General features: G+C 72.1%; 18 protein-coding genes, 1 tRNA gene and 1 riboswitch. Of the genes, 7 read left to right on the top strand and 12 right to left on the bottom strand.

Features of this window, described 5'->3' with window-relative positions:
* Positions 1-152 precede the first annotated feature (152 nt).
* A riboswitch (TPP riboswitch) is annotated at positions 153-247 on the top strand.
* From ACZ4SW_RS22080 to lpdA, 5 genes are all read left to right on the top strand, one after another.
* On the top strand, positions 239-1,657 hold the full coding sequence (locus ACZ4SW_RS22080; RefSeq protein WP_468246899.1) for a purine-cytosine permease family protein: 1,419 nt from the start codon (positions 239-241) through the stop codon (positions 1,655-1,657). (Overlaps the previous riboswitch by 9 nt.)
* Positions 1,654-2,451 carry a bifunctional hydroxymethylpyrimidine kinase/phosphomethylpyrimidine kinase gene (gene thiD / locus ACZ4SW_RS22085; RefSeq protein WP_468246900.1) on the top strand — a complete coding sequence of 266 codons (798 nt, stop codon included), beginning with the start codon at positions 1,654-1,656 and terminating at the stop codon, positions 2,449-2,451. The genes ACZ4SW_RS22080 and thiD overlap by 4 nt, the downstream gene beginning before the upstream one ends.
* A gap of 113 nt (positions 2,452-2,564) precedes the next feature.
* Positions 2,565-3,821, top strand: coding sequence for an arsenic transporter (locus tag ACZ4SW_RS22090; RefSeq protein ID WP_468247749.1), 1,257 nt, complete (start codon positions 2,565-2,567; stop codon positions 3,819-3,821).
* A gap of 159 nt (positions 3,822-3,980) precedes the next feature.
* Positions 3,981-5,423 (top strand): NADP-dependent phosphogluconate dehydrogenase, encoded by a 1,443-nt coding sequence (gndA, locus tag ACZ4SW_RS22095; RefSeq protein ID WP_468246902.1) that lies wholly within the window; start codon positions 3,981-3,983, stop codon positions 5,421-5,423.
* A 196-nt stretch (positions 5,424-5,619) separates the two neighbouring features.
* Positions 5,620-7,017, top strand: coding sequence for a dihydrolipoyl dehydrogenase (gene lpdA, locus ACZ4SW_RS22100; RefSeq protein ID WP_468246905.1), 1,398 nt, complete (start codon positions 5,620-5,622; stop codon positions 7,015-7,017).
* A gap of 208 nt (positions 7,018-7,225) precedes the next feature.
* Here lpdA and ACZ4SW_RS22105 read toward each other — a convergent pair.
* The 12 genes from ACZ4SW_RS22105 to ACZ4SW_RS22160 form a co-directional block, all read right to left on the bottom strand.
* Positions 7,226-7,299, bottom strand: a tRNA-Pro gene (locus ACZ4SW_RS22105).
* Positions 7,300-7,407: 108 nt separating this feature from the next.
* A complete protein-coding gene (locus ACZ4SW_RS22110; protein WP_468246907.1) occupies positions 7,408-7,764 on the bottom strand; it encodes an MmcQ/YjbR family DNA-binding protein in 357 nt (118 codons plus the stop codon).
* A gap of 42 nt (positions 7,765-7,806) precedes the next feature.
* Positions 7,807-8,352 (bottom strand): GNAT family N-acetyltransferase, encoded by a 546-nt coding sequence (locus ACZ4SW_RS22115; protein ID WP_468246910.1) that lies wholly within the window; start codon positions 8,350-8,352, stop codon positions 7,807-7,809.
* Positions 8,349-8,921 carry a helix-turn-helix domain-containing protein gene (locus ACZ4SW_RS22120; RefSeq protein WP_468246913.1) on the bottom strand — a complete coding sequence of 191 codons (573 nt, stop codon included), beginning with the start codon at positions 8,919-8,921 and terminating at the stop codon, positions 8,349-8,351. Before ACZ4SW_RS22120 ends, ACZ4SW_RS22115 begins: the two co-directional genes overlap by 4 nt.
* 74 nt (positions 8,922-8,995) lie before the next feature.
* The gene (locus ACZ4SW_RS22125) at positions 8,996-9,901 is read right to left on the bottom strand and encodes a LysR family transcriptional regulator (RefSeq protein ID WP_468246916.1); all 906 of its coding nucleotides are present in this window, start codon (positions 9,899-9,901) and stop codon (positions 8,996-8,998) included.
* A 31-nt stretch (positions 9,902-9,932) separates the two neighbouring features.
* Positions 9,933-11,132 (bottom strand): glycine C-acetyltransferase, encoded by a 1,200-nt coding sequence (locus ACZ4SW_RS22130; RefSeq protein WP_468246919.1) that lies wholly within the window; start codon positions 11,130-11,132, stop codon positions 9,933-9,935.
* 19 nt (positions 11,133-11,151) lie between these two features.
* Complete coding sequence (gene tdh, locus ACZ4SW_RS22135; RefSeq protein ID WP_468246922.1) at positions 11,152-12,198, bottom strand: L-threonine 3-dehydrogenase; 1,047 nt, start codon at positions 12,196-12,198, stop codon at positions 11,152-11,154.
* A gap of 206 nt (positions 12,199-12,404) precedes the next feature.
* Positions 12,405-12,974: a GAF domain-containing protein gene (locus ACZ4SW_RS22140; protein ID WP_468246925.1), complete on the bottom strand. Its 570-nt coding sequence runs from the start codon at positions 12,972-12,974 to the stop codon at positions 12,405-12,407.
* The gene (locus tag ACZ4SW_RS22145; protein ID WP_468246928.1) at positions 12,971-13,570 is read right to left on the bottom strand and encodes a GTP-binding protein; all 600 of its coding nucleotides are present in this window, start codon (positions 13,568-13,570) and stop codon (positions 12,971-12,973) included. Before ACZ4SW_RS22145 ends, ACZ4SW_RS22140 begins: the two co-directional genes overlap by 4 nt.
* Positions 13,548-13,925, bottom strand: a complete 378-nt coding sequence (locus tag ACZ4SW_RS22150) for a DUF742 domain-containing protein (protein ID WP_468246930.1) — start codon at positions 13,923-13,925, stop codon at positions 13,548-13,550. Before ACZ4SW_RS22150 ends, ACZ4SW_RS22145 begins: the two co-directional genes overlap by 23 nt.
* Positions 13,922-14,356, bottom strand: a complete 435-nt coding sequence (locus ACZ4SW_RS22155) for a roadblock/LC7 domain-containing protein (RefSeq protein ID WP_468246933.1) — start codon at positions 14,354-14,356, stop codon at positions 13,922-13,924. Before ACZ4SW_RS22155 ends, ACZ4SW_RS22150 begins: the two co-directional genes overlap by 4 nt.
* A 56-nt stretch (positions 14,357-14,412) precedes the next feature.
* Positions 14,413-16,305, bottom strand: a complete 1,893-nt coding sequence (locus ACZ4SW_RS22160) for a sensor histidine kinase (protein ID WP_468246935.1) — start codon at positions 16,303-16,305, stop codon at positions 14,413-14,415.
* 644 nt (positions 16,306-16,949) lie between these two features.
* Here ACZ4SW_RS22160 and ACZ4SW_RS22165 point away from each other — a divergent pair.
* Together ACZ4SW_RS22165 and ACZ4SW_RS22170 are read left to right on the top strand one after the other, a co-directional pair.
* The gene (locus ACZ4SW_RS22165) at positions 16,950-17,600 is read left to right on the top strand and encodes a DUF4360 domain-containing protein (RefSeq protein WP_468246937.1); all 651 of its coding nucleotides are present in this window, start codon (positions 16,950-16,952) and stop codon (positions 17,598-17,600) included.
* A 112-nt stretch (positions 17,601-17,712) separates the two neighbouring features.
* The gene (locus ACZ4SW_RS22170; RefSeq protein WP_468246940.1) at positions 17,713-19,668 is read left to right on the top strand and encodes an SMI1/KNR4 family protein; all 1,956 of its coding nucleotides are present in this window, start codon (positions 17,713-17,715) and stop codon (positions 19,666-19,668) included.
* Positions 19,669-19,893: the final 225 nt, after the last annotated feature.

Genomic DNA, 19,893 nt, shown 5'->3' on the forward strand with positions numbered 1-19,893 from the left:
AGCTTCACAGGCCCCTGAGCCGTCCGGTCCCTGCGGATCTCGAAGTCCATTGCATCCCCTGAGCTGGGGTGTTGCAACGACTACTAGAACCTGAGACCCGGCAGCGGCCCTTGCCTATGGCCGATTCCCGTCCTCGGGTTAGTCTTGCCGCCGTACCGGACACGGGGTGCCCCACCTGCGGGCTGAGATCACACCCGTCGAACCTGAACCAGTTCGTACTGGCGGAGGGATGTCTTTCATGCCATCGGCGCATGTCTCGGGAGGGCTGCCCGCAGGCGGCCGGAGCACCGTCTTCGACGGGCGGATGCCCACCGCTCCCGGCGACCTCAGGGTCGAGGGTCACGGCATCGAGCCGGTCCCCGAGACGAATCGTTACGGCGGCGCGGGCCGGCTGTTCACCGTGTGGTTCGCCCCCAACCTGACCATGACCGGCGTGTTCACCGGGACCATCGGCATCGCGCTCGGCCTGGACTTCACCACCGCGCTCGCCGCCGTCGTCCTGGGCACGGTGCTGGGCGCGCTGCCCACCGCCTATCTGAGCACCTGGGGCAGCCGCACCGGAGCCGGCCAGTTGCCCCTCGCCCGGCTGGCGTTCGGGCGTGCGGTGGTGCTGCCCGGAGTGGTGCAGTGGCTGTCCTCGATCGCCTGGGACGCGCTGATCGGGCTGTTCGGCGGGGACGCGCTGGCGCGGCTCGCCGGCTGGCCGTTCTGGCTGGGCGCCCTGGTGGTGATGCTGGCGCAGGGAGCCCTCGGGGTCCTCGGCTACGAGGCGATCCACCGGCTGCAGATCGTCATGACGTTCGTGCTGGCGGCCGCGTTCGCGCTGATCGCCCTGCGCATGGCGGGCAGCGTTCACCCCGCCTGGACGGGCACCGCGCACGGCGCCGACCGCGCGGGCGCCTTCGTGCTGACCAGCACCATCGCCCTCAGTCTGTCGTTGTCCTGGGCGCCGTACGCCAGCGACTTCAGCCGCTACCTGCCGAGCGCCACCTCACGCTCCCGGATGTTCTGGTGCACGCTGCTCGGTCTCGTGGTGTCCTTCGTGGCCGTGCAGGTCCTCGGCCTGTGGGGAGCCTCGGTGCTGACCGACCAGACGGCCACGGGCGTGGACCGTGTGCTCGGCGGGGGCGCGGCCGGCGCCTTCGGGCTGCTGGCCGTGGCGCTGGCGGCGCTCGCCAGCAACGCGATGAACGACTACAGCGGCTCCCTGGCCTTGCAGACCGTCGGGGTGCGCCTGCCGCGTCCGGTGGCGGCCGCCCTCGCCGTGCTGCTCGGCTTCCCGCTCGTGCTGTGGATGCACGCGGCGAACACGACGGCCCGCTTCCAGAACGTGCTGCTGTTCGTGAGCTACTGGATCCCCGGGTTCGTGGCGATCGTGGTCGTCGACTGGCTCGTGCGGCGCGGCGCCGTGGTCGACCTCGCCGCCGAGACCGCGCGGCCGCGCTCCGGGTGGCCCGCGCTGCTCGCCTTCGTCGGCGCCTTCGCCGCGGCGGTGCCGTTCATGGACACCGGCCTGTACGTGGGCCCGGTCGCCCACGCCCTGCGCGGCGCCGACGTCTCCTACTACGTGGCGTTCCTGGTGGCCGTCGCGCTGTACGCCCCGCTGCGCGTCCGGGAGGAGGGTCGCGTGCGCGTCCGAGAGGAGGGCCGCGCATGACCGCGCCGCCCCGTGTCCTGACCATCGCCGGATCCGACTCCGGCGGCGGCGCCGGGATCCAGGCCGACCTGAAGACCATGCTGGCGCTCGGCGCCCACGGGATGAGCGTGATCACCGCGGTCACGGCGCAGAACTCGGTGGGAGTGCAGGGGGCGTGGGAGCTGCCGGTGGAGGCGGTGCGCGCCCAGTACCGGAGCGTCGTCGACGACATCGGCGTACAAGCGGTCAAGACGGGCATGCTCGCCTCGCCCGCTCTGGTCCAGGCGGTGGCCGAGCTGCTCACGGACGCGCCGGCGCCGGTCGTGGTGGATCCGGTGAGCGTCTCCAAGCACGGGGACCGGCTGCTCGCCGACGACGCCCTGGACGCCGTACGGACCCGGCTGCTGCCGCTCGCCACCGTGGCCACGCCGAACCTGGACGAGGTCGCGGAGCTGACCGGCATCGCGGTGACCGACGAGGCGGGCATGCGCCGCGCGGCCGACCGCCTGCTGTCGTACGGGCCCCGGTGGGTGCTCGTGAAGGGCGGGCACCTGCCCGGCGAGGCCGCCGACCTGCTCACGGACGGCCGAGACGAGCACTGGCTGCGCGCTCCGCGCCACGACAACCGCCACACCCATGGCACCGGCTGCACCCTCGCCTCGGCCGTCGCGGTCGGTCTTGCCCAGGGCCGCACGGTGCCCGAGGCCGTGCGGCAGGCCAAGGAGTACGTCACGCAGGCGATCGCGGCGGGCTTCGCGCTCGGCGCCGGCATCGGGCCGGTGGACCACGGCTGGATGCTGCGTGCCCACGCGTGACGGTGACCGGGGACAGGCACCCGCACGCACCGGGGTACCTCGGGTCCGAGCGTCACAGACGCGTCTGATGTGATGGACCGGCACCGCCGATCCTTTCGCGGAAGGACCGAACCCTGAACACCCCGCTCGCCGAGGCTCTCTCCGTCGTCCTCCTCGTCGCCGTCCTGGCCGGCGCGGTGGTGCGTCCCTTCAAGCTGCCGGAGGCGGTCTGGGCGGTCCCGGCCGCCGGGATCGCCATCCTGACCGGTGCCATCTCTCTGGATCACGCGCGGGCCGAGGTCGAGCGCCTGGGTCCGGTCGTCGGCTTCCTGGCGGCCGTGCTGGTGCTGGCCCACTTCTGTGACGTCGAGGGCCTGTTCCAGGCCTGCGGCGCGTGGATGGCGCGGTGGGCGGCGGGCCGTCCCGGGCGGCTGCTCACCGCGGTGTTCGCACTGGCCTCGGTGATCACCGCGGTGCTCAGCCTGGACGCCACCGTCGTGCTGCTCACGCCCGTCGTCTTCGCCACCGCGGCCCGGATGGGCGCCCGCCCGAAGCCGCACCTGTACGCCTGCACCCATCTGTCGAACACGGCCTCGCTGCTGCTGCCGGTCTCCAATCTCACCAACCTGCTCGCGTTCGGCGCGGCCGGGCTGAGCTTCACCCGCTTCGCCGCGCTGATGGTTCTGCCGTGGCTGGTGGCGGTGGCCGTCGAGTACGTCGTCTTCCGGCGCTTCTTCCGCCCCGACCTGGACGCGGGCGCCACCGACGACGAGCACGGCGAGCCGCCGAGGCTGCCGCTGTTCGCGCTGGTGACGGTCGCCTGCACGCTCGCGGGGTTCGTGGTGGCCTCCGCGTTCGGTGCCGACCCGGCGTGGTCGGCGGCGGCCGGGGCGCTGGTGCTGGCCGTGCGTGGGCTCCTGCGGCGCCGGGCCACGCCGCTGACGGTGGTGCGCGCCGCGGCGCCGTCCTTCCTGGCGTTCGTGCTGGCGCTGGGCGTCGTGGTCCGCGCGGTCGTCGACAACGGTCTCGCCGGCGCTCTCGGGCATGTCGTCCCCGGCGGCACCGGCCTGCCCGCGCTGCTCGGCACGGCGGCCCTGGCGGCCCTGCTGGCCAACCTGATCAACAATCTGCCCGCGGTCCTGGTGCTGCTGCCGCTGGCCGTCCCGTCCGGCCCGGGAGCGGTGCTCGCCGTCCTGCTCGGCGTGAACATCGGCCCCAATCTCACCTACGCCGGTTCGCTGGCCACGCTGCTGTGGCGCCGGATCGTCCACCAGCACGACCACGGAGTCGACCTGAAGGAGTTCACCCGGCTCGGCGCGATCGCCGTGCCGACCGCGCTGGCGGGCGCGGTGGTGGCGCTGTGGGCCTCCCTGCACGTCGTCGGTGCCTGACCCGGCTCCGGGTCCCGCACGCTTCGGCTCCCCGGCGGTGAGCAACTCCCGCCCCGCCGTCCGTAACTGATCGGTACAGCGGTACGAGCCGCACCGAGCGACATCCGGCGCGCCCGCCCGACACGCGGGCGCGCCGGATCCGGACCCAAGGAGCACAGCATGCAGGCGACCGCGCAGATCGGCGTCACCGGGCTCGCGGTGATGGGCCGCAACCTGGCCCGGAACTTCGCGCGCAACGGGTACACCGTCGCCGTGCACAACCGCACCCCGGCCAGGACCAAGGCGCTGATCGAGGACTTCGGGCACGAGGGCACGTTCGTGGCCGCCGAGACGGCCGAGGAGTTCGTGGCGGCGCTGGAGCGGCCCCGCCGCCTGATGATCATGGTGCAGGCGGGGGCGGCGACCGACGCCGTGATCGAGGAGTTCGCCCCGCTCCTGGAACCCGGCGACATGATCATCGACGGTGGCAACGCACACTTCGCCGACACCCGGCGCCGTGAGCGGGCGCTGCGCGAGCGTGGCATCCACTTCGTCGGCGTGGGCGTCTCCGGCGGCGAGGAGGGGGCGCTGCACGGGCCGAGCATCATGCCCGGCGGCTCACCGGAGTCGTACGCCGCACTCGGTCCGATGCTCGAGAAGATCAGCGCCAAGGTGGACGGCGAGCCGTGCGCGACGCATGTGGGCACGGACGGTGCCGGGCACTTCGTGAAGATGGTCCACAACGGCATCGAGTACGCCGACATGCAGCTGATCGGCGAGGCGTACGACCTGCTGCGCCAGGTGGCCGGGTACTCCCCCGCGGCGATCGCGGAGATCTTCCGCCAGTGGAACAAGGGGCGCCTGGACTCCTATCTGATCGAGATCACGGCGGAGGTGCTCTCCCACGTCGACGCGGCGACCGGCCGGCCGTTCGTGGACGTCGTCGCCGACGCGGCCGGGCAGAAGGGCACCGGGCGCTGGACCGTGCAGACCGCGCTGGAACTGGGTTCGCCGGTGACCGCCATCGCGCAGGCCACGTTCGCCCGCGCCGCCTCGGGCCAGTCCGCGCTGCGTGCCGCCTACCGTGGGCTGCCCGGCGGCACGAACTGGGACCTGACCCCGTACGAGGCGGAGCGCTTCACCGCGCAGGTGGAGCAGGCCCTGTACGCGTCGAAGCTGATCGCCTACGACCAGGGCTGGAAGATGATCCTGGACGCGGCCAAGGAGTTCGGCTGGAAGATCGACCTGGGTGCGGTCGCGAAGATCTGGCGCGGCGGCTGCATCGTCCGCGCCGCCTTCCTGGACCGCATACGTGCCGCCTACGCGGCCGATCCGCGCCTGGTCAGCCTGCTGTCGGACGCCGGTTTCGCCGCGGAGATCGCCGAGGCGCAGGTGCCGTGGCGCGAGGTGATCGCCGCGGCGGCCCGCCGCGGTGTGCCGGTGCCCGCGTTCTCCGCCGCGCTGTCGTACTACGACTCCCTGCGCGCCGAGCGCCTGCCGGCCGCGCTCACCCAGGGCCAGCGCGACTACTTCGGCGCCCACACCTACCGGCGCGTCGACCGCGAGGGCAGCTTCCACACTCTGTGGGGCACGCCCGCCCGCACGGAGACGGAGGTCATCTGAGACCGGCGCACGACCGGGCTCCCCGAGCGGGAGCCCGGCACCGCCCCCGCGCCCTTGCGCCCGCCTTCCCGGCCGTGTCCGGCCGTGCCGCCGCCGCGCGCCGGACCGTGCCCGGCGCCGGTCCCGCGTCGTTCCCGAGTCGTCCCCGTCCGCGGACCGAGCGGGCGAAACCGCGGTTCGACGGTAAGGTCGAGTCATGGACGCAGAGTTCGACGTCGTGGTCCTGGGGGCGGGCCCCGGCGGTTATGTGGCAGCCATCCGCGCCGCCCAACTCGGCCTGAGGACCGCCATCGTCGAAGCGCGGTTCTGGGGCGGCATCTGCCTGAACATCGGCTGCATCCCGGCGAAGGCGCTGTTGAGGAACGCGGAACTGGCGCACCTCGTCGTCCACGAAGCGGACACCTACGGCCTGAAGTTCGACGGGCAGGTCGGCCTCGACTACCGGGCGGCGTACCTCAGGAGCCGCAAGGTGGCCGACGGGCGGGCGAAGGGCGTCGGTTACCTCATGCGCAAGAACGGCATCGCGCAGTTCGAGGGCCAGGGGTCGTTCGTCGACCCGCACACCATGAACGTCCGGATGGCCGGTGAAGAGGCCACGCTCACCTTCGCCCACTGCATCATCGCCACCGGTTCGACCGTGAAGCTGCTGCCGGGTACCCGCCTCGGCAGGCGCGTCGTCACCTACGAGGAGCAGATCCTCGCCGACACTCTGCCGGCGAGCATCGTCATCGCGGGCGCCGGCGCCATCGGCGTGGAGTTCGCCTACTTGCTGCGGTCCTACGGCGTCCAGGTGACGCTGGTGGAGTTCCTCGACCGGGTCGCCCCCCTGGAGGACGAGGAGGTCTCGGCGGAGCTCGCCCGGCAGTTCCGCCGGCAGGGAATCACGGTGATGACCTCCACCCGCGTGGAGTCCATGGAGGAGACCGCGGACGGCGTGCGCGTCGTCGTCTCGCAGGCGGGCCGGGAAAGCACGCTGGAGGCGGAGAAGGTGCTCCAGGCCACGGGGTTCCAGCCCCGTACGACCGGCTACGGTCTGGCGAACGCCGGTGTCCGGCTCACGGATCGCGGCGCGATCGACGTCGACGGCCGGTGCCGCACCAGCCGTCCGCACATCTTCGCCATCGGGGACGTGACGGCGAAACTGATGCTCGCGCACACGGCGGAGGCCATGGGTGTCATCGCCGCGGAGACCATCGCGGGCGTCGAGACGATGGAGCTGGACTACCGCATGATTCCCCGTGCCACCTTCTGCCGGCCCCAGATCGCGAGCTTCGGCTGGACCGAGGCGGAGGCCAGGAACGAGGGGTTCGACGTCCGCGTCGCGAAGTTCCCCTTCACCGCGAACGCGAAGGCGCACGGGTTCGGCGAAACGGCCGGCTTCGTGAAGCTCATCAGCGACGCCCGCTACGGCGAGCTTCTCGGCGCCCATCTGATCGGGCCGGATGTCACCGAACTGCTCCCGGAACTGACGCTCGCCCAGAAGTGGGACCTGACGGTGACCGAGCTCGTCAGGAACGTGCACGCACACCCCACGCTGAGCGAGGCCGTCCAGGACGCGCTGCACGGACTGGCCGGACACATGATCAACCTCTGAGGACACGTCGCGCCGCTTCACGCGGCACGGTCGTCTCCGTGTCGCCTTCGCAGTGCCGCTCGCGCGACGAGGAACTGACCGACCGGTCGCCTATCTCGCCTCGGGAGGGAGTTACGCCGCCCCCCGGCCGCCCAGCGGGCCCCCCGGAAACGACAAAAAGGCCGTATCGGCATGCTCCGATACGGCCTTCGACCCGCTGTTCCGCAAGTCGGGACGACAGGATTTGAACCTGCGACCCCTTGACCCCCAGTCAAGTGCGCTACCAAGCTGCGCCACGTCCCGTTGCCCGCCTGACCTGGGGTTTCCCCTGGCCGAACGTGCACAGAAACAATACCGCACTCGGGGCGGTGGTCGCGCACCCGTTTATGCGCCGTTCACCCGCTGTGTCCCTCACCGGCCCGGAAGGCCCAGGTCCGGGTGGTGGTCGAGCAGGCGGGGCGGGGCGGCCTGACGCCATGAGTCGGCGAGGATGTCGTGCAGCTCGGTCTCGTCCTCCAGCTCCGAGAGGCGCACCCGGATCCAGGCGAACTGTGCCTCGTGGTCGGCGACCCAGAACTTCCCGGGCTCCGCCAGGACCAGTTCGTCCCGCTCCTCCTTGGGGCAGCGCACCGCCATGGACGTCTCGTCCTCGGGCAGCGTGGCGAACATCTTTCCCGCTACCCGGAACGTGGGCATGCTCCAGGCGATCTTCTCCGTGGTGTCCGGCAGGGACAGGGCGATACGGCGTACGTCTTCGGCGTCCGGCATGTCCCGCACCGTAGCCAACGGCACTGACAATCGGGCGGCCGGTCAACGAGAGCGCGGCGCCACCCGCTTGTAGAAGATCGTCGTGGGCTGCGGAACACCCGCGGGGGTCGCCGCGTAGTCCGGTATGGACCCGACTTCCGTCCAGCCCGCGGAGCGGTACAGCGACTCGGCCGGGCTGCCGGTCTCCGTGTCCAGGTGGAGCAGGGTGATCCCGGCCTCGGCGGCGGCATGCTCGGCGGTGACCAGCAGCCTTCGCCCCAGGCCTCTGCCGCGGGCCTCGCGGTGCACCATGAGCTTGACCACCTCGGCGCGGTGGCGAGCGTTCGGCTTGTCCGGGAAGGCGAGGCTCACCGTGCCCGTCACCCGGTCCCCCGCCCGGGCCACCCACACCGCGAGGGCACCCGCGTCGACCGCGTCCGCCCGCGCCTTCCACCAGGCGAGGGCCTCTGCACGGTCCAGCGGTGCGAGGAAGCCGATGGAGGCCCCGCCGTGCACGGTGTCGGCCAGCAGGCCGGCCAGTTCCTCCGAGTGCGCCAGCACCTCGGGCCCGCCGAGTCCGTCGATCACGGTCCTGTCGATGGCGGTCATGGGAGCACCACCACCAGCGCGTACCGCGTGTCCTCCGGTCCCGGGCAGTGGAACCGCGTCGGCCCCCAGACCCGCATCCGCAGGCAGTCGCCCGCGGTGAGCCGGTGTTCGACGTCCTGCGCGGTCACCCGCAGCGTTCCGTCGAGAACCCAGATGTGCTGCTCGAGCCCCGGTACGGGCGGCCGGTCGTAGGCGATGTCGGCGCCCGCCGTGAGCCGTCCCTCGACCAGTTCGCCACGCAGTCCCGGGTGCGGAGGCGACACGGACCGCCGCACGAAGCCGGACGCCGCGTCCTGCCACACCGTCTGGCCGGCGGCGCGCACCACCTGCGCGGGCTCCTCCTCCACCTCGCTGAGCAGCCGGGACATCGTGCGGCCGTAGACGGCGCACAGCCGGTTCAGCAGCGCGGCGGTGGGGCTGATCTCGGCGCGTTCGGCGCGGGAGAGGGTCGAGCGGCTGACCCCGCTGCGCTCGGCCAGCTCGTCCAGCGACCAGCCGCGTTCGGCCCGTAGCTCGGCGAGGCGGGCCGCGAGGCGGGCGTCGACGGAATCGATGACGTCACTTCCCATATCCGAGAAGATATCCCAGATACGGGACGTGCGCGAGAGTGTCTTCCAGATGCTCGCAGTATCTGAGGAATGCCTCAGTCGGCCGTCGCGGCTTCCGTCAGCGCGTCCAGCACCGGGCGGATCAGGGGATGCTCCTCCGCGCCCCGGCGCACGGCCGCGAACACCCGGCGGGTGGGCGCCACACCGTCGACCGGCCGGACCACCACGCCGGTGAGGTCCATGCCGCGCAGAGCGGAACGGGGCACCAGGGCCACCCCCGCGTCCGCCGAGGCCAGGGCGACGACCGCGCGGAAGTCGTCCGAGGAGTGCTCCAGACGGGGCTGGAACCCGGCGTGCTCGCAGGCCAGGACCACCACGTCATGGCAGGGATTGCCGGGATAGGGACCGATCCAGGGGTCCTTGGCCAGTTCGGCGAGCGGGACCTCGGCGGCGCCTGCGAGACGGTGGCTGACCGGTACGACGGCGTCGAAGGGCTCGGCGTACAGCGGGATGTGCGTGAGCCGGGGGTCGTCGGCGTCGGGCGCGCCCCGGTATTCGACGGCGACCGCGACATCGACCTGCCGGTCGAGGACCATCGGCAGGCTGGCGTCGCCCTCCGCGTCCTGGACGCGGACCCGGATGCCGGGCGCGCTGCGGGCGAGCCGGGCCAGCGCGGGGGCTACGACCAGGCCGATACCGGTGGCGAAGGAGGCGAGCGTCACCGTGCCCGCCGAGCCCGCGCTGTAGGCCGCCAGCTCGGCCTCGGCGCGTTCCAGCTGGGCCAGGACGGCATGGGTGTGGCCGAGCAGGATCTCACCGGCGGGTGTGAGCCGTACGCCCTTGGCGCCGCGCTCGACGAGCCGGTGGCCGGTCTCCTGTTCCAGCGCGGTGAGCTGCTGGGAGACCGCGGAGGGGGTGAGGTAGAGCGCGGCGGCAGCAGCCGTCACCGTGCGGTGGTCGGCCACCGCACGGAGGATGTGCAGCCGCCGCGCTTCGATCATGCGAACGATTATCGCAAGAGGTCCGACCGTCTCAGACGTCCAGTTCCGCCCGGGCCGCCACGAACGCGTCGACGGCGCGGTGGACGTCGTCCGTGGAGTGCGCCGCGGAGAGCTGCACCCGGATCCGGGCCTGGCCCTGCGGGACCACCGGGTAGGAGAAACCGATGACGTACACGCCGCGCTCCAGGAGCAGCTCGGCCATGCGTCCGGCCCTCGCTGCGTCACCGATCATGACCGGGGCGATCGGGTGGTCGCCCGGCAGGATGTCGAAGCCCTCCTCGGTCATCCGGCGGCGGAAGAGCGCCGTGTTCCGGTTCAGCTTCTCGCGCAGGTCGCCCGCCGACTCCAGCAGGTCGAGCACCTTGAGCGAGGCCGCGGCGATCACCGGGGCGAGGGTGTTGGAGAAGAGGTACGGCCGGGAACGCTGGCGCAGCAGGGCGACGATCTCCGCGCGGGCGGCGACATAACCGCCCGAGGCGCCGCCGAGAGCCTTGCCGAGGGTTCCCGTGACGATGTCGACGCGGTCCATGACGCCGTGCAGCTCGGGGGTGCCGCGGCCGCCGGGGCCGACGAAGCCGACGGCATGCGAGTCGTCCACCATCACCATGGCGTCGTACCGGTCGGCGAGGTCGCAGATCTCGCGCAACGGGGCCACATAGCCGTCCATGGAGAACACGCCGTCGGTGACGATCAGCTTCCGGCGCGCCCCGCCCTCGGACGCCTCCTTCAACTGCCGCTCCAGGTCGGCCATGTCACGGTTGCCGTAGCGGAAGCGGCGGGCCTTGGACAGGCGGATGCCGTCGATGATCGAGGCGTGGTTGAGGGCGTCGGAGACGACCGCGTCCTGCTCGCCGAGAAGGGTCTCGAAGACACCGCCGTTGGCGTCGAAGCAGGAGGAGTAGAGGATGGTGTCCTCCTGGCCGAGGAAGGCCGAAAGGCGTGCCTCCAGCTCCTTGTGGACCTCCTGGGTGCCGCAGATGAAGCGCACCGACGCCATGCCGTATCCCCAGCGGTCGAGCGCCGCGTGGGCCGCGGCGATCACCTCGGGGTGGTCGGCGAGGCCGAGGTAGTTGTTGGCACAGAAGTTGATCACCTCGCCGGGTCGGCCGCCCGCGGTGACGTTCACGGTCGCGGACTGGGGGGTGCCGATCACGCGCTCGGGCTTGTGCAGCCCTGCGGCGCGGATCTCGTCGAGGGTGGCGCGCAGGTCGTCGCGCACGGAGTCGAACATCAGGAAGCTCCTCAAGTGCTCACGCCGAAGGGGGGAGTTGGGCGGCCCAGTCCAGAATGACCTTGCCGCCCCTGCCGCTCGCCGCGTCGGCGAACGCCGCCTCGTGGTCGCGGTAGTCGTACCGGCCGGTGATCACGGGCGCGAGGTCGAGGCCGCCCTCCAGCAGGACGGACATCGCGTACCAGGTCTCGAACATCTCGCGGCCGTAGATGCCCTTGATGGTGATCATCGAGGTGACGATGCGGGCCCAGTCGACGGGGAACTCCTGGGACGGCAGACCGAGCATCGCGATGCGGCCGCCGTGCGTCATGTTGGCGATCATGTCGCGCAGCGCCTCGGGGCGGCCGGACATCTCCAGGCCGATGTCGAATCCCTCGCGCAGGCCGAGTTCGCGCTGGCCGTCGGCGATGGACGCCTCCGAGACGTTCAGGGCGAGGCTGACGCCGATCTTGCGGGCGAGGTCGAGGCGCTCCTCGCTGACGTCGGTGACGACGACGTTGCGGGCGCCGGCGTGCCGGGCCACGGCGGCGGCCATCAGGCCGATCGGGCCTGCGCCGGTGATCAGGACGTCCTCGCCGACCAGCGGGAAGGACAGGGCGGTGTGCACGGCGTTGCCGAACGGGTCGAAGATCGCGGCGACATCGAGGTCGACGGGGACGCGGTGCACCCACACGTTCGCGGCGGGCAGCGCCACGTACTCGGCGAACGCGCCGTCCCGTCCGACACCGAGCCCGACGGTCGCCCGGCACAGATGGCGCCGTCCGGCGAGGCAGTTGCGGCACTTCCCGCACACCAGGTGGCCCTCGCCGCTGACCCGGTCACCGACGCTCACGTCCGTGACGTCCCGTCCGGTGGCGACGACCTCGCCGACGAACTCGTGCCCGACGACCAGGGGGGTGCGGATCGCCTGGCGCGCCCAGCCGTCCCAGGCCCGGATGTGCAGGTCGGTTCCGCAGATCCCGGTCCGCAGCACCTTGATCAGTACGTCGCCGGGGCCGACGGCGGGCTCCGGAACGTCCGTGAGCCAGAGCCCTGGTTCCGCCTTGTCCTTGACCAGCGCCTTCAACGCTACGGCTCCTGGGGGTGAGGCCCGGTGCTGGGCATGCCGAACGGGCCCGCGCCCGGGAGAAGGGGTGTGAAGTCGCTCAGAAATCTGCCGCATCGGGGATCGGCGGTCCATCGAGGATTTCTTAAGCGCGACCGCAGCTTTCCTTCACGCCCCCCGCGGCTTTGTTTCATGCCACGCGCCGCCGCGCCGCCCGTGTCCCGCCGTCAGGCACACCCGGCATCACCGGGCTCCCCGGCGGCGATCCGCTCGGCCAGCTCCGCCGCCAGCGACTTGATGGTGTCCAGGCCCGAGCGGCCCCAGGGGCGCGGTCGCACGTCGAGGGCGCACACCGTCCCGAGGGCGAGGCCCGTCGAGTCCATCAGTGGGGCGCCGAGGTAGGAACGGACGCCGAGTTCGTCGACGAGCGGATTGCCGGCGAAGCGGGGATAGTCGCGGACGTCCTCCAGGACCAGGGCCTTGCGGCGGACGACCACATGCGGGCAGAAGCCGTACTCGCGGCCCAGGTGGCGGACGGGTTCACCGGCGGCGCCGTCCGGATCCGCCGACGCGGTGAGGGGACGGTCGCCGGGCTGGTGGAGTCCCGCGAAGTACTGCCGGTGTTCGTGGACGAAGGTGACCATGGCGTACGGCACCTCGGCGAGCGCCGCCAGCCGGTCCGCGAAGGCGTCGAACTCCGGTTCCGCACGCTCGCCGAGGCCCAGGCGGCGCAGCCTGCGGACGCGCTCGGGAGCGTCCCCGTCCTGAGGGGTCAGCAGCAGCCGGCTCAGCCTCATGCGCGGGCTCCGAAGCTGGGGGCGGGCGCCGGCGTCTGCGCGATGAGGTGGCGGACGAGGGTGAGCAGGGTCTGCACCCCGGAGCTGGAGATCCGGGCGTCGCAGCGCACGAGGGGGATTCCGGGGTGCAGGTCGAGGGCGGCGCGCACCTCCTCCGGGTGGTAGCGGTGGGCGCCGTCGAACTCGTTGACGGCGACGACGAATCCGAGGCCCCGCCGCTCGAAGAAGTCGACGGCGGCGAAGCAGTCCTCCAGGCGTCGGGTGTCGGCGAGGATCACCGCGCCGAGCGCGCCCTCCGACAGCTCGTCCCACATGAACCAGAAGCGTTCCTGTCCGGGCGTCCCGAACAGATACAGCACATGCTTCGGGTCCAGGGTGATCCGGCCGAAGTCCATCGCCACCGTCGTCTCGGCCTTGCCCTCGACGCCCTCCAGGCTGTCGGTCGCGGCGCCGGCCGTGGTGAGCAGTTCCTCCGTGCTCAGCGGCGCGATCTCGCTGACCGCGCCCACGAAGGTGGTCTTGCCCACGCCGAACCCTCCCGCCACGAGGATCTTCAGCGCGGTGGGGAAGGGATCAGAGCTGTCGTCGTAGTCCATCGAGCACTGCCTCCAGAAGGGACCGGTCGGTGGGGTTGTGGTGGTGGGCGGGGGGCTTGGTGGTGAGGGCCCCGCAGTCGACGAGGTCGGACAGCAGCACCTTGGTGACCGCCGCCGGCAGCCCCAGGTGGGCGGCGACCTCTGCGACCGGGACGGGCGAACGGCACAGGGCGAGCGCCTGGGCGTACTCGGGGCCGAGGGGGCCGGGAGCGGCGGCGCCGGTGGCCATCACCTGCGACAGGAGGTCGAGCGCGGCGGTGGGGCGGGTGCGGCCGTTGCTGACGGTGTAGGGGCGTACCAGCCGTCCGGCGGCGTCGTCGAGCCAGGGGCCGTCACCGGCCGTGGTGACGCTCAAGACCGCATCGCCGTGGGCTGGTCGGCGCTTCGGCGGGGCGCGGTCGTCAGGTACGGCCGCACGCTCTTGACGAGCATCGTCATCTCGTAGCCGAGGACGGCCGCGTCGGCCTCCCGGCCGGCCAGGACGGCGAGACAGGTGCCGGAACCGGCGGTGGTGACGAACAGCAGGGTCGAGTCGAGTTCGACGACGACCTGCCGTACGTCGCCGCCGTCACCGAAGCGGACCCCGGCGCTGCGGCCGAGCGCGTAGAGGCCTGAGGCGAGGGCGGCCATGTGGTCGGCACTGTCCGGGTCGAGGCCGTGGACGGCCTTCACCAGCCCGTCGCAGGACAGGAGGACCGCGCTGGTGGTGTGCGGTACGCGCTGGACGAGGCCGCTCATCAGCCAGTCGAGGTCACGGGCCTGGGCGGTCGCAGCTTCGCTCGCCATGGTGGATCGACTCCTTGGGGTACGCGGTTCTGCGGGAGCGGGTGGGGTCGGGGCGGTCATCCGGCCGGTGTGCTCCCTTCGTGACGGGCGGTCAGGTCGCCTACGGTCGGGTCGTGTGCAGTCGGGTCGTGCGCGGTCGGATCGGCCTCGCGCAGGGCCTCCGCGAGGCCGATCCCCCGGCGGAACGCGGCCATCAGACCCGGGTCGTGGCCGGTGTACTGGTCGGCGTTCTGGTGGACGGGCGGAGGGGGGCCGCCGCGGAGCTGGGGTGCGAGGTGTTCCTGGGCGCGGCGACGGGGCAGCGGGGGTCTGACCGGGGCTCTGCTCGCCGTGTCGACGCGGGGCGTCGGAAGCCTGGTCGCGTTCTCGGCGAGGGCGGCGCGGTCGGCGGGGCGGATGCCGGGCAGGGCTTCGGAAGGGGTGGCCCGCGGCGTGTCGGTGCCGCGCACGGGCAGCGGGGTCCGGACGGGGTCGGCCGGGACGCCGTCGGGTGCGGGCCGTCGCCGTCCGTGTGGGGCGGGGTGCTCGGACGCGGGCGTGGAGGGGTGGGTGTGGGGCGGGGGCTCAAGGGGCGTGCCGTGCGGGTCGGCCGGGGTGACGGTATGGCGCAGGTCCGCTGCAACCGCCTTGTCCCGCACGCCCGTTACGGCTGCCGCGCCGGGAGAGCCGGATGCGCCTCCGGAACTGTGGACGCCCGCCGTGTCCTGGGGTGCCACCGGTGTCATCGCGGCGGCCGTGCCCGGTGCCGGGCCGAGCAGTCCTTGCGGCAGGACGAGCACCGCCTGCACACCGCCGTAGATGTTGGTCTGCAACCGGACGTGGATGCCGTGCCGGCGCGCGAGTTGGGAGACCACGAACAGGCCGATGCGGCCGTCCGCGAGCAGACCGGCGACGCTGACCTGGTCGGGGTCGGCGAGCAGGGCGTTCATCTTGTTCTGCTCCGATTGGGGCATGCCGAGCCCGCGGTCCTCCACCTCCACGGCGAGTCCCGAGGTGACGAGGCTGGCACGCAGCAGCACCTGGGTGTGCGGCGCCGAGAACACCGTGGCGTTCTCGACGAGTTCGGCCAGCAGGTGGATCACGTCGGCGACGGCGTGTCCGCGCAGGCTGCCGTCGACCGGAGGCACGAGTCTGACCCGCGTGTACTGCTCGACCTCGGCGGTCGCGGAGCGCAGCACCTCGGTCATGGGGACCGGGTTGCTCCACTGCCGGCGGGAGACGGCGCCGCCGAGCACGGCAAGGTTCTCTGCGTGGCGCCGGATGCGGGTGGCGAGGTGGTCGATGTGGAAGAGCCCCTTGAGCAGGTCGGGGTCCTCGATGTCGTTCTCCAGCTCGTCCAGAAGGGAGATCTCGCGGTGCACGAGCGACTGCAGGCGCCGCGCCAGGTTCAGGAACACCTCGAGCTTCTGTTCGCTGTCCGCGCGGCTGGAGAGCTGCGCCGCCTGGACGACCGCGGCGACGGCGCCGTCATGGGCGCGCGCCAGCTCCGCCGCGAGCTGTTCGAACTCGTCGGCGTCGGCGGCGGGTGTGCCGCGCGGCGCTCGGACGGCCGGTGTCTCGCCGCGGCGCAGCGCCTCCACGAGGGCGCGCAGTTCGGACTCGTCGCGGGCGCTGTGGCGGCGCAGCGCGTCGAGCCGGCCGGTCACGGACCGGGCGGTGCGCTCGGCGGCCACGGCGGCGATCACTATGCCCGCCACGGTGACGCCGAGGGCGCCCGCGAGCACGGCCCAGAGCGCGAGGGTGGGGCGTGCGCCGGTGGTGCGGATCGTGAAGAGTACGGCGGCGCAGGCGCCCAGGGCCACCGCCAGGGGCGGCAGGACCGCAAGACGCCGCAGCTGAGGCCGTATCCGGATCTCGGGATGCGGGAGGACCGCGCGTGCGGCCGGCCGCCCGTGCCGCCCGCCCGCACGGCGGTCTTCGTGCGCGGCGGGTGCGCGAAGGTGAGACATCGGCGTCCTCGTCCTGGGTGCGTCGGGGGCGTGGGGGCTCCCGCGGGTCTGCGCGGCTCGCACGCGCCATCGCGGCGCCGGTCGAGAGAGCCGAGGTTTCGGCCCTGCGTCGCCCGACGGACACTCAGAGTAGTCGCCCTTGAGGCATGTGCGGTGGGCTGTTGACAAAGTCCTCCGGAGAGCTTCCCGCTCCGGTATGACGTGTCGTACGACAGACCGATAACCGTCTCGAAAATGCGCACCCGCCCGCCATCGAAGCGATCAGAGCTGGTCAAGAGTGGTCGCCCGCGAAAGACGACCCGTGGACGGCTTGCCCGCGCCTCAGCCCTGGAGCCGTTCGAACGCCGATCCGGCCGATCGAAAAGCCGGCCCCCGGACATGCCGCCTCGCCCCCCGGCACCGTGACCGCTCCGCCGGAACGGTCACGTGGCGTGTCGACGCCGCCCCGCGCGTCGGCCGGCCGGTCACCGAATGGCCGGGGATCGCCCTGGCCCCCCGATGGGCGACTGCGTACGATGCGAGCGCTCCCGGCCTTCACAGCGCACTCATGGTTTCTCCACAAGCCGGGAGTCCCCGCGGTTGCGCTTAACGCGTTCATGACCATCCGCGCGGGTGTCCACCCCCCACCCGAACGAAGGAGAACCATGGCCGGCGGACTGCTTCTGGGCGGCGCGATCGCCGCTCTGCTCACCAGTACGATTCCCGCGCAACACAGCTCGCCCGTCTTCACCGACCCGCCCCCGGACAAGATCGTCATCGACGTCGCCACGGTCAACGGCTCCGGCTGCCCCCAAGGCACCACCGCCGTCGCCGTCTCGGAGGACAACACCGCCTTCACGGTGACCTACAGCGACTACCTCGCCGAGGCCGGCGGGAACTCCGACCCCACCGCGTTCCGCAAGAACTGCCAGCTCAACCTGGTCGTTCACGTCCCCCAGGGCTTCACCTACGCCGTCGCCAGTGCCGACTACCGCGGCTTCGCCTCGCTCCAGCAGGGTGCGAGCGGCACCCAGCGCGCCTCGTACTACTTCCAGGGTTCCTCGAACACGGCCTACCGCAGCCACCCCTTCAACGGCCCCTACAACGACAACTGGCAGGCCACCGACAGCACGGACTGGGGCCAGCTCGTCTGGGCGCCCTGCGGGGTCCAGCGCAACTTCAACATCAACACCGAACTGCGCGTCTCCCCGGGCACGTCCGCGCCCGGCAAGGTCAGCTTCATGACCATGGACTCCACCGATGGGGACATCAACACCGTCTACCACCTGGCCTGGAAGGAGTGTCCGCGCTCGTGAAGCAGGCCGGCGGGCGGGATGAACGCAGCGCCGCCCGCCCGCCGGCGTCACCGTGACCGTGGGCCACAGCACCCGGGGAGCGCTGTCAGTGGCGGGTGGCAGCATCGGGCTCATGACGGATACCACGGCATTCGACTGGCGGTCCTTCCTGCTCCGGTGGAGCGGGGAGTGGGCCGATTCCCTGCCTGACGACGAGACCCGGAGCGAGGACGACGAAGCCGCCCGCCAGGCGCGTTGGCTTGGCTTACCGCCCGCGTCCGAGGAACGGATCTCAGCCATGGAGGAGCGCCTCGGCCGCCGGATGCCCCCGTCGTACCGGGAATTCCTCAAGGTGAGCAACGGGTGGCGGCACGCGGGCGGTTTCGTGTGGCTGCTGGCCGGGACCGAGGACGCCCGCTGGCACGACAACGACTCCGGACTCGCGGACACGTTCGAGGAGTACCTGGACGAGGACGCGGGGCCCGAGGAGCGGCGGGAGGCGGACATCTGGCGGCGCGGGCTGCAGCTCGACGTCGAGTCCGATATCACCCACGTCCTCATGGACCCCGAGGACGTGGACGAGGACGGCGAGTGGGCCGTCTACACATGGGCGAGTTGGCGGGCCGCGCCACCCGAACGGCACGCGAGCTTCCTCGAGTTCATGCGGGACATGTTCCGGGAGTTCCACAGTCTGCGGGCGCACCGGAGCGACGCGGAGCCGGTGTTCGCCAACGACACGACGCGCGCACTGGACGCCCAGGTGGAGGAGGCCCGGCTGGAGGCGCTGCGCGGCGGCTGGGAGCGGGCCGGTAAGGCGCTGGACGAGGCGAAGGAGTACGGCAGACCGCGGGCCGCCGGGCTGCGGGACCAGATACGCCGCCTGCTCGGACAGACCTACATGGTGTACTTCGACGGCCTGGTGACGGATCCGCGGTACGCACCCGACCTGCTGCCGCCGCTGGTCGCCGAGCACGCCGCGCACTCCTACCGTGACGACTCCACGCTGATGTTCCATCTGGGGGGCGCCGACGACGACGTGGTGTCACTGGCGTACGCGACGCTGGACCAGGTGCGGAACGGCACGTACCGGTACACGGCGGCCGGCCCCTTCGGCGAGGCGGTCGAGCGGGCGCGGGAGCTGGCGCGGTGGGGGGACACCGACGGGGCGTGGCGGACACTGACAGGTGCTCTGCCCCTCTGGGAGCCGCTGGGACCCGATCACCTGGCGCCGCTGGGGTGGGTGGCCTACCCCCTGCTCGGGCCGCTGCTGACCCCCGAGCGGGGCCGCGAGCTGCTGTCCACGCCACGGGGCGGGCAGGCGGGTGAGACACCGAGGCCGACGGCCGGACTCGACCCGGACGGCCTGGCGTGGCTCGCGGAGCCGGACCCGGGCAACAACCGCACGTCCTACCGGTTCGTCCTGGTGGAGGGGCTGGAGCCGCAGGAGCTGCCCGGTCGTCTCGCGGACGGGGACGGCACCGTGCTGAACGAACCCATGACCTCCTGGGAGGCACGCCACAGACCGCTGCGCAACCAGGGGGAGTTCTCGTCCTACGACGACAGGGCTCTCATGGCGGTCGGCCGGGCCGGCACCGGCTGGAGCTTCGCCTTCGACGGCGACCCCGTCCCGTTCGGCCGGCAGCGGTTCGTCTCCCCGGCCGCGGCCGCCGGCGAGGGCACCCGCGCGGTGGTGGTGTGGAGCGGCCTGAGGACGTGGCACGGGCAGCCGTTCTTCCACCTTTCGGTGGCGCGAGACGGTGCCGAGCAGTACGCATTCACGTACGCGGACGGAGAGGTCCGGCAGAGCGGGGAGATACCGCGGGCGCTGGATCCGAGCCGGTTCTTCGGTGACCTTCGGGACGGCGCCGAGACGGAACGGCTGCTGCTGGAAGCGGTGGCCGGGGAGTTCGGTGCCTCTCTTCCGCGTCACGCGATCGTGAAGGGGCGGCTGCACACGTTCACCAGCCGTTCCTGGACACGGCCGCCTAGGGACGGCGAGACGTACGCGGTGATCCGCATCCACCGGGGAGCCCCACGCCCGGCGGGCGGCGAGCGGGCGGAGGACGACGGGCCGGGGAGCACAGCGTGAGCCGAAACCCGCGGAATTGACGGAACATCACGGTCGGCAGGCGGTATTCCCGCCGGCGTCGTAGTGCCCGGTGCCACCAACATGAGAGTCCACAAGAGACAGGAACCCCGGCCGACGCACGGCCGGGGTTCCTCGAGGCGGTGAGAATCGGTCAGGAGGTGCGGTGGCGCATGCCGTGAACCGCTCGTCCACACGCCGGCGGACCGCACCACATCGCGATCACCG

The sequence above is a fragment of the Streptomyces sp. NPDC028331 genome (assembly GCF_055565775.1).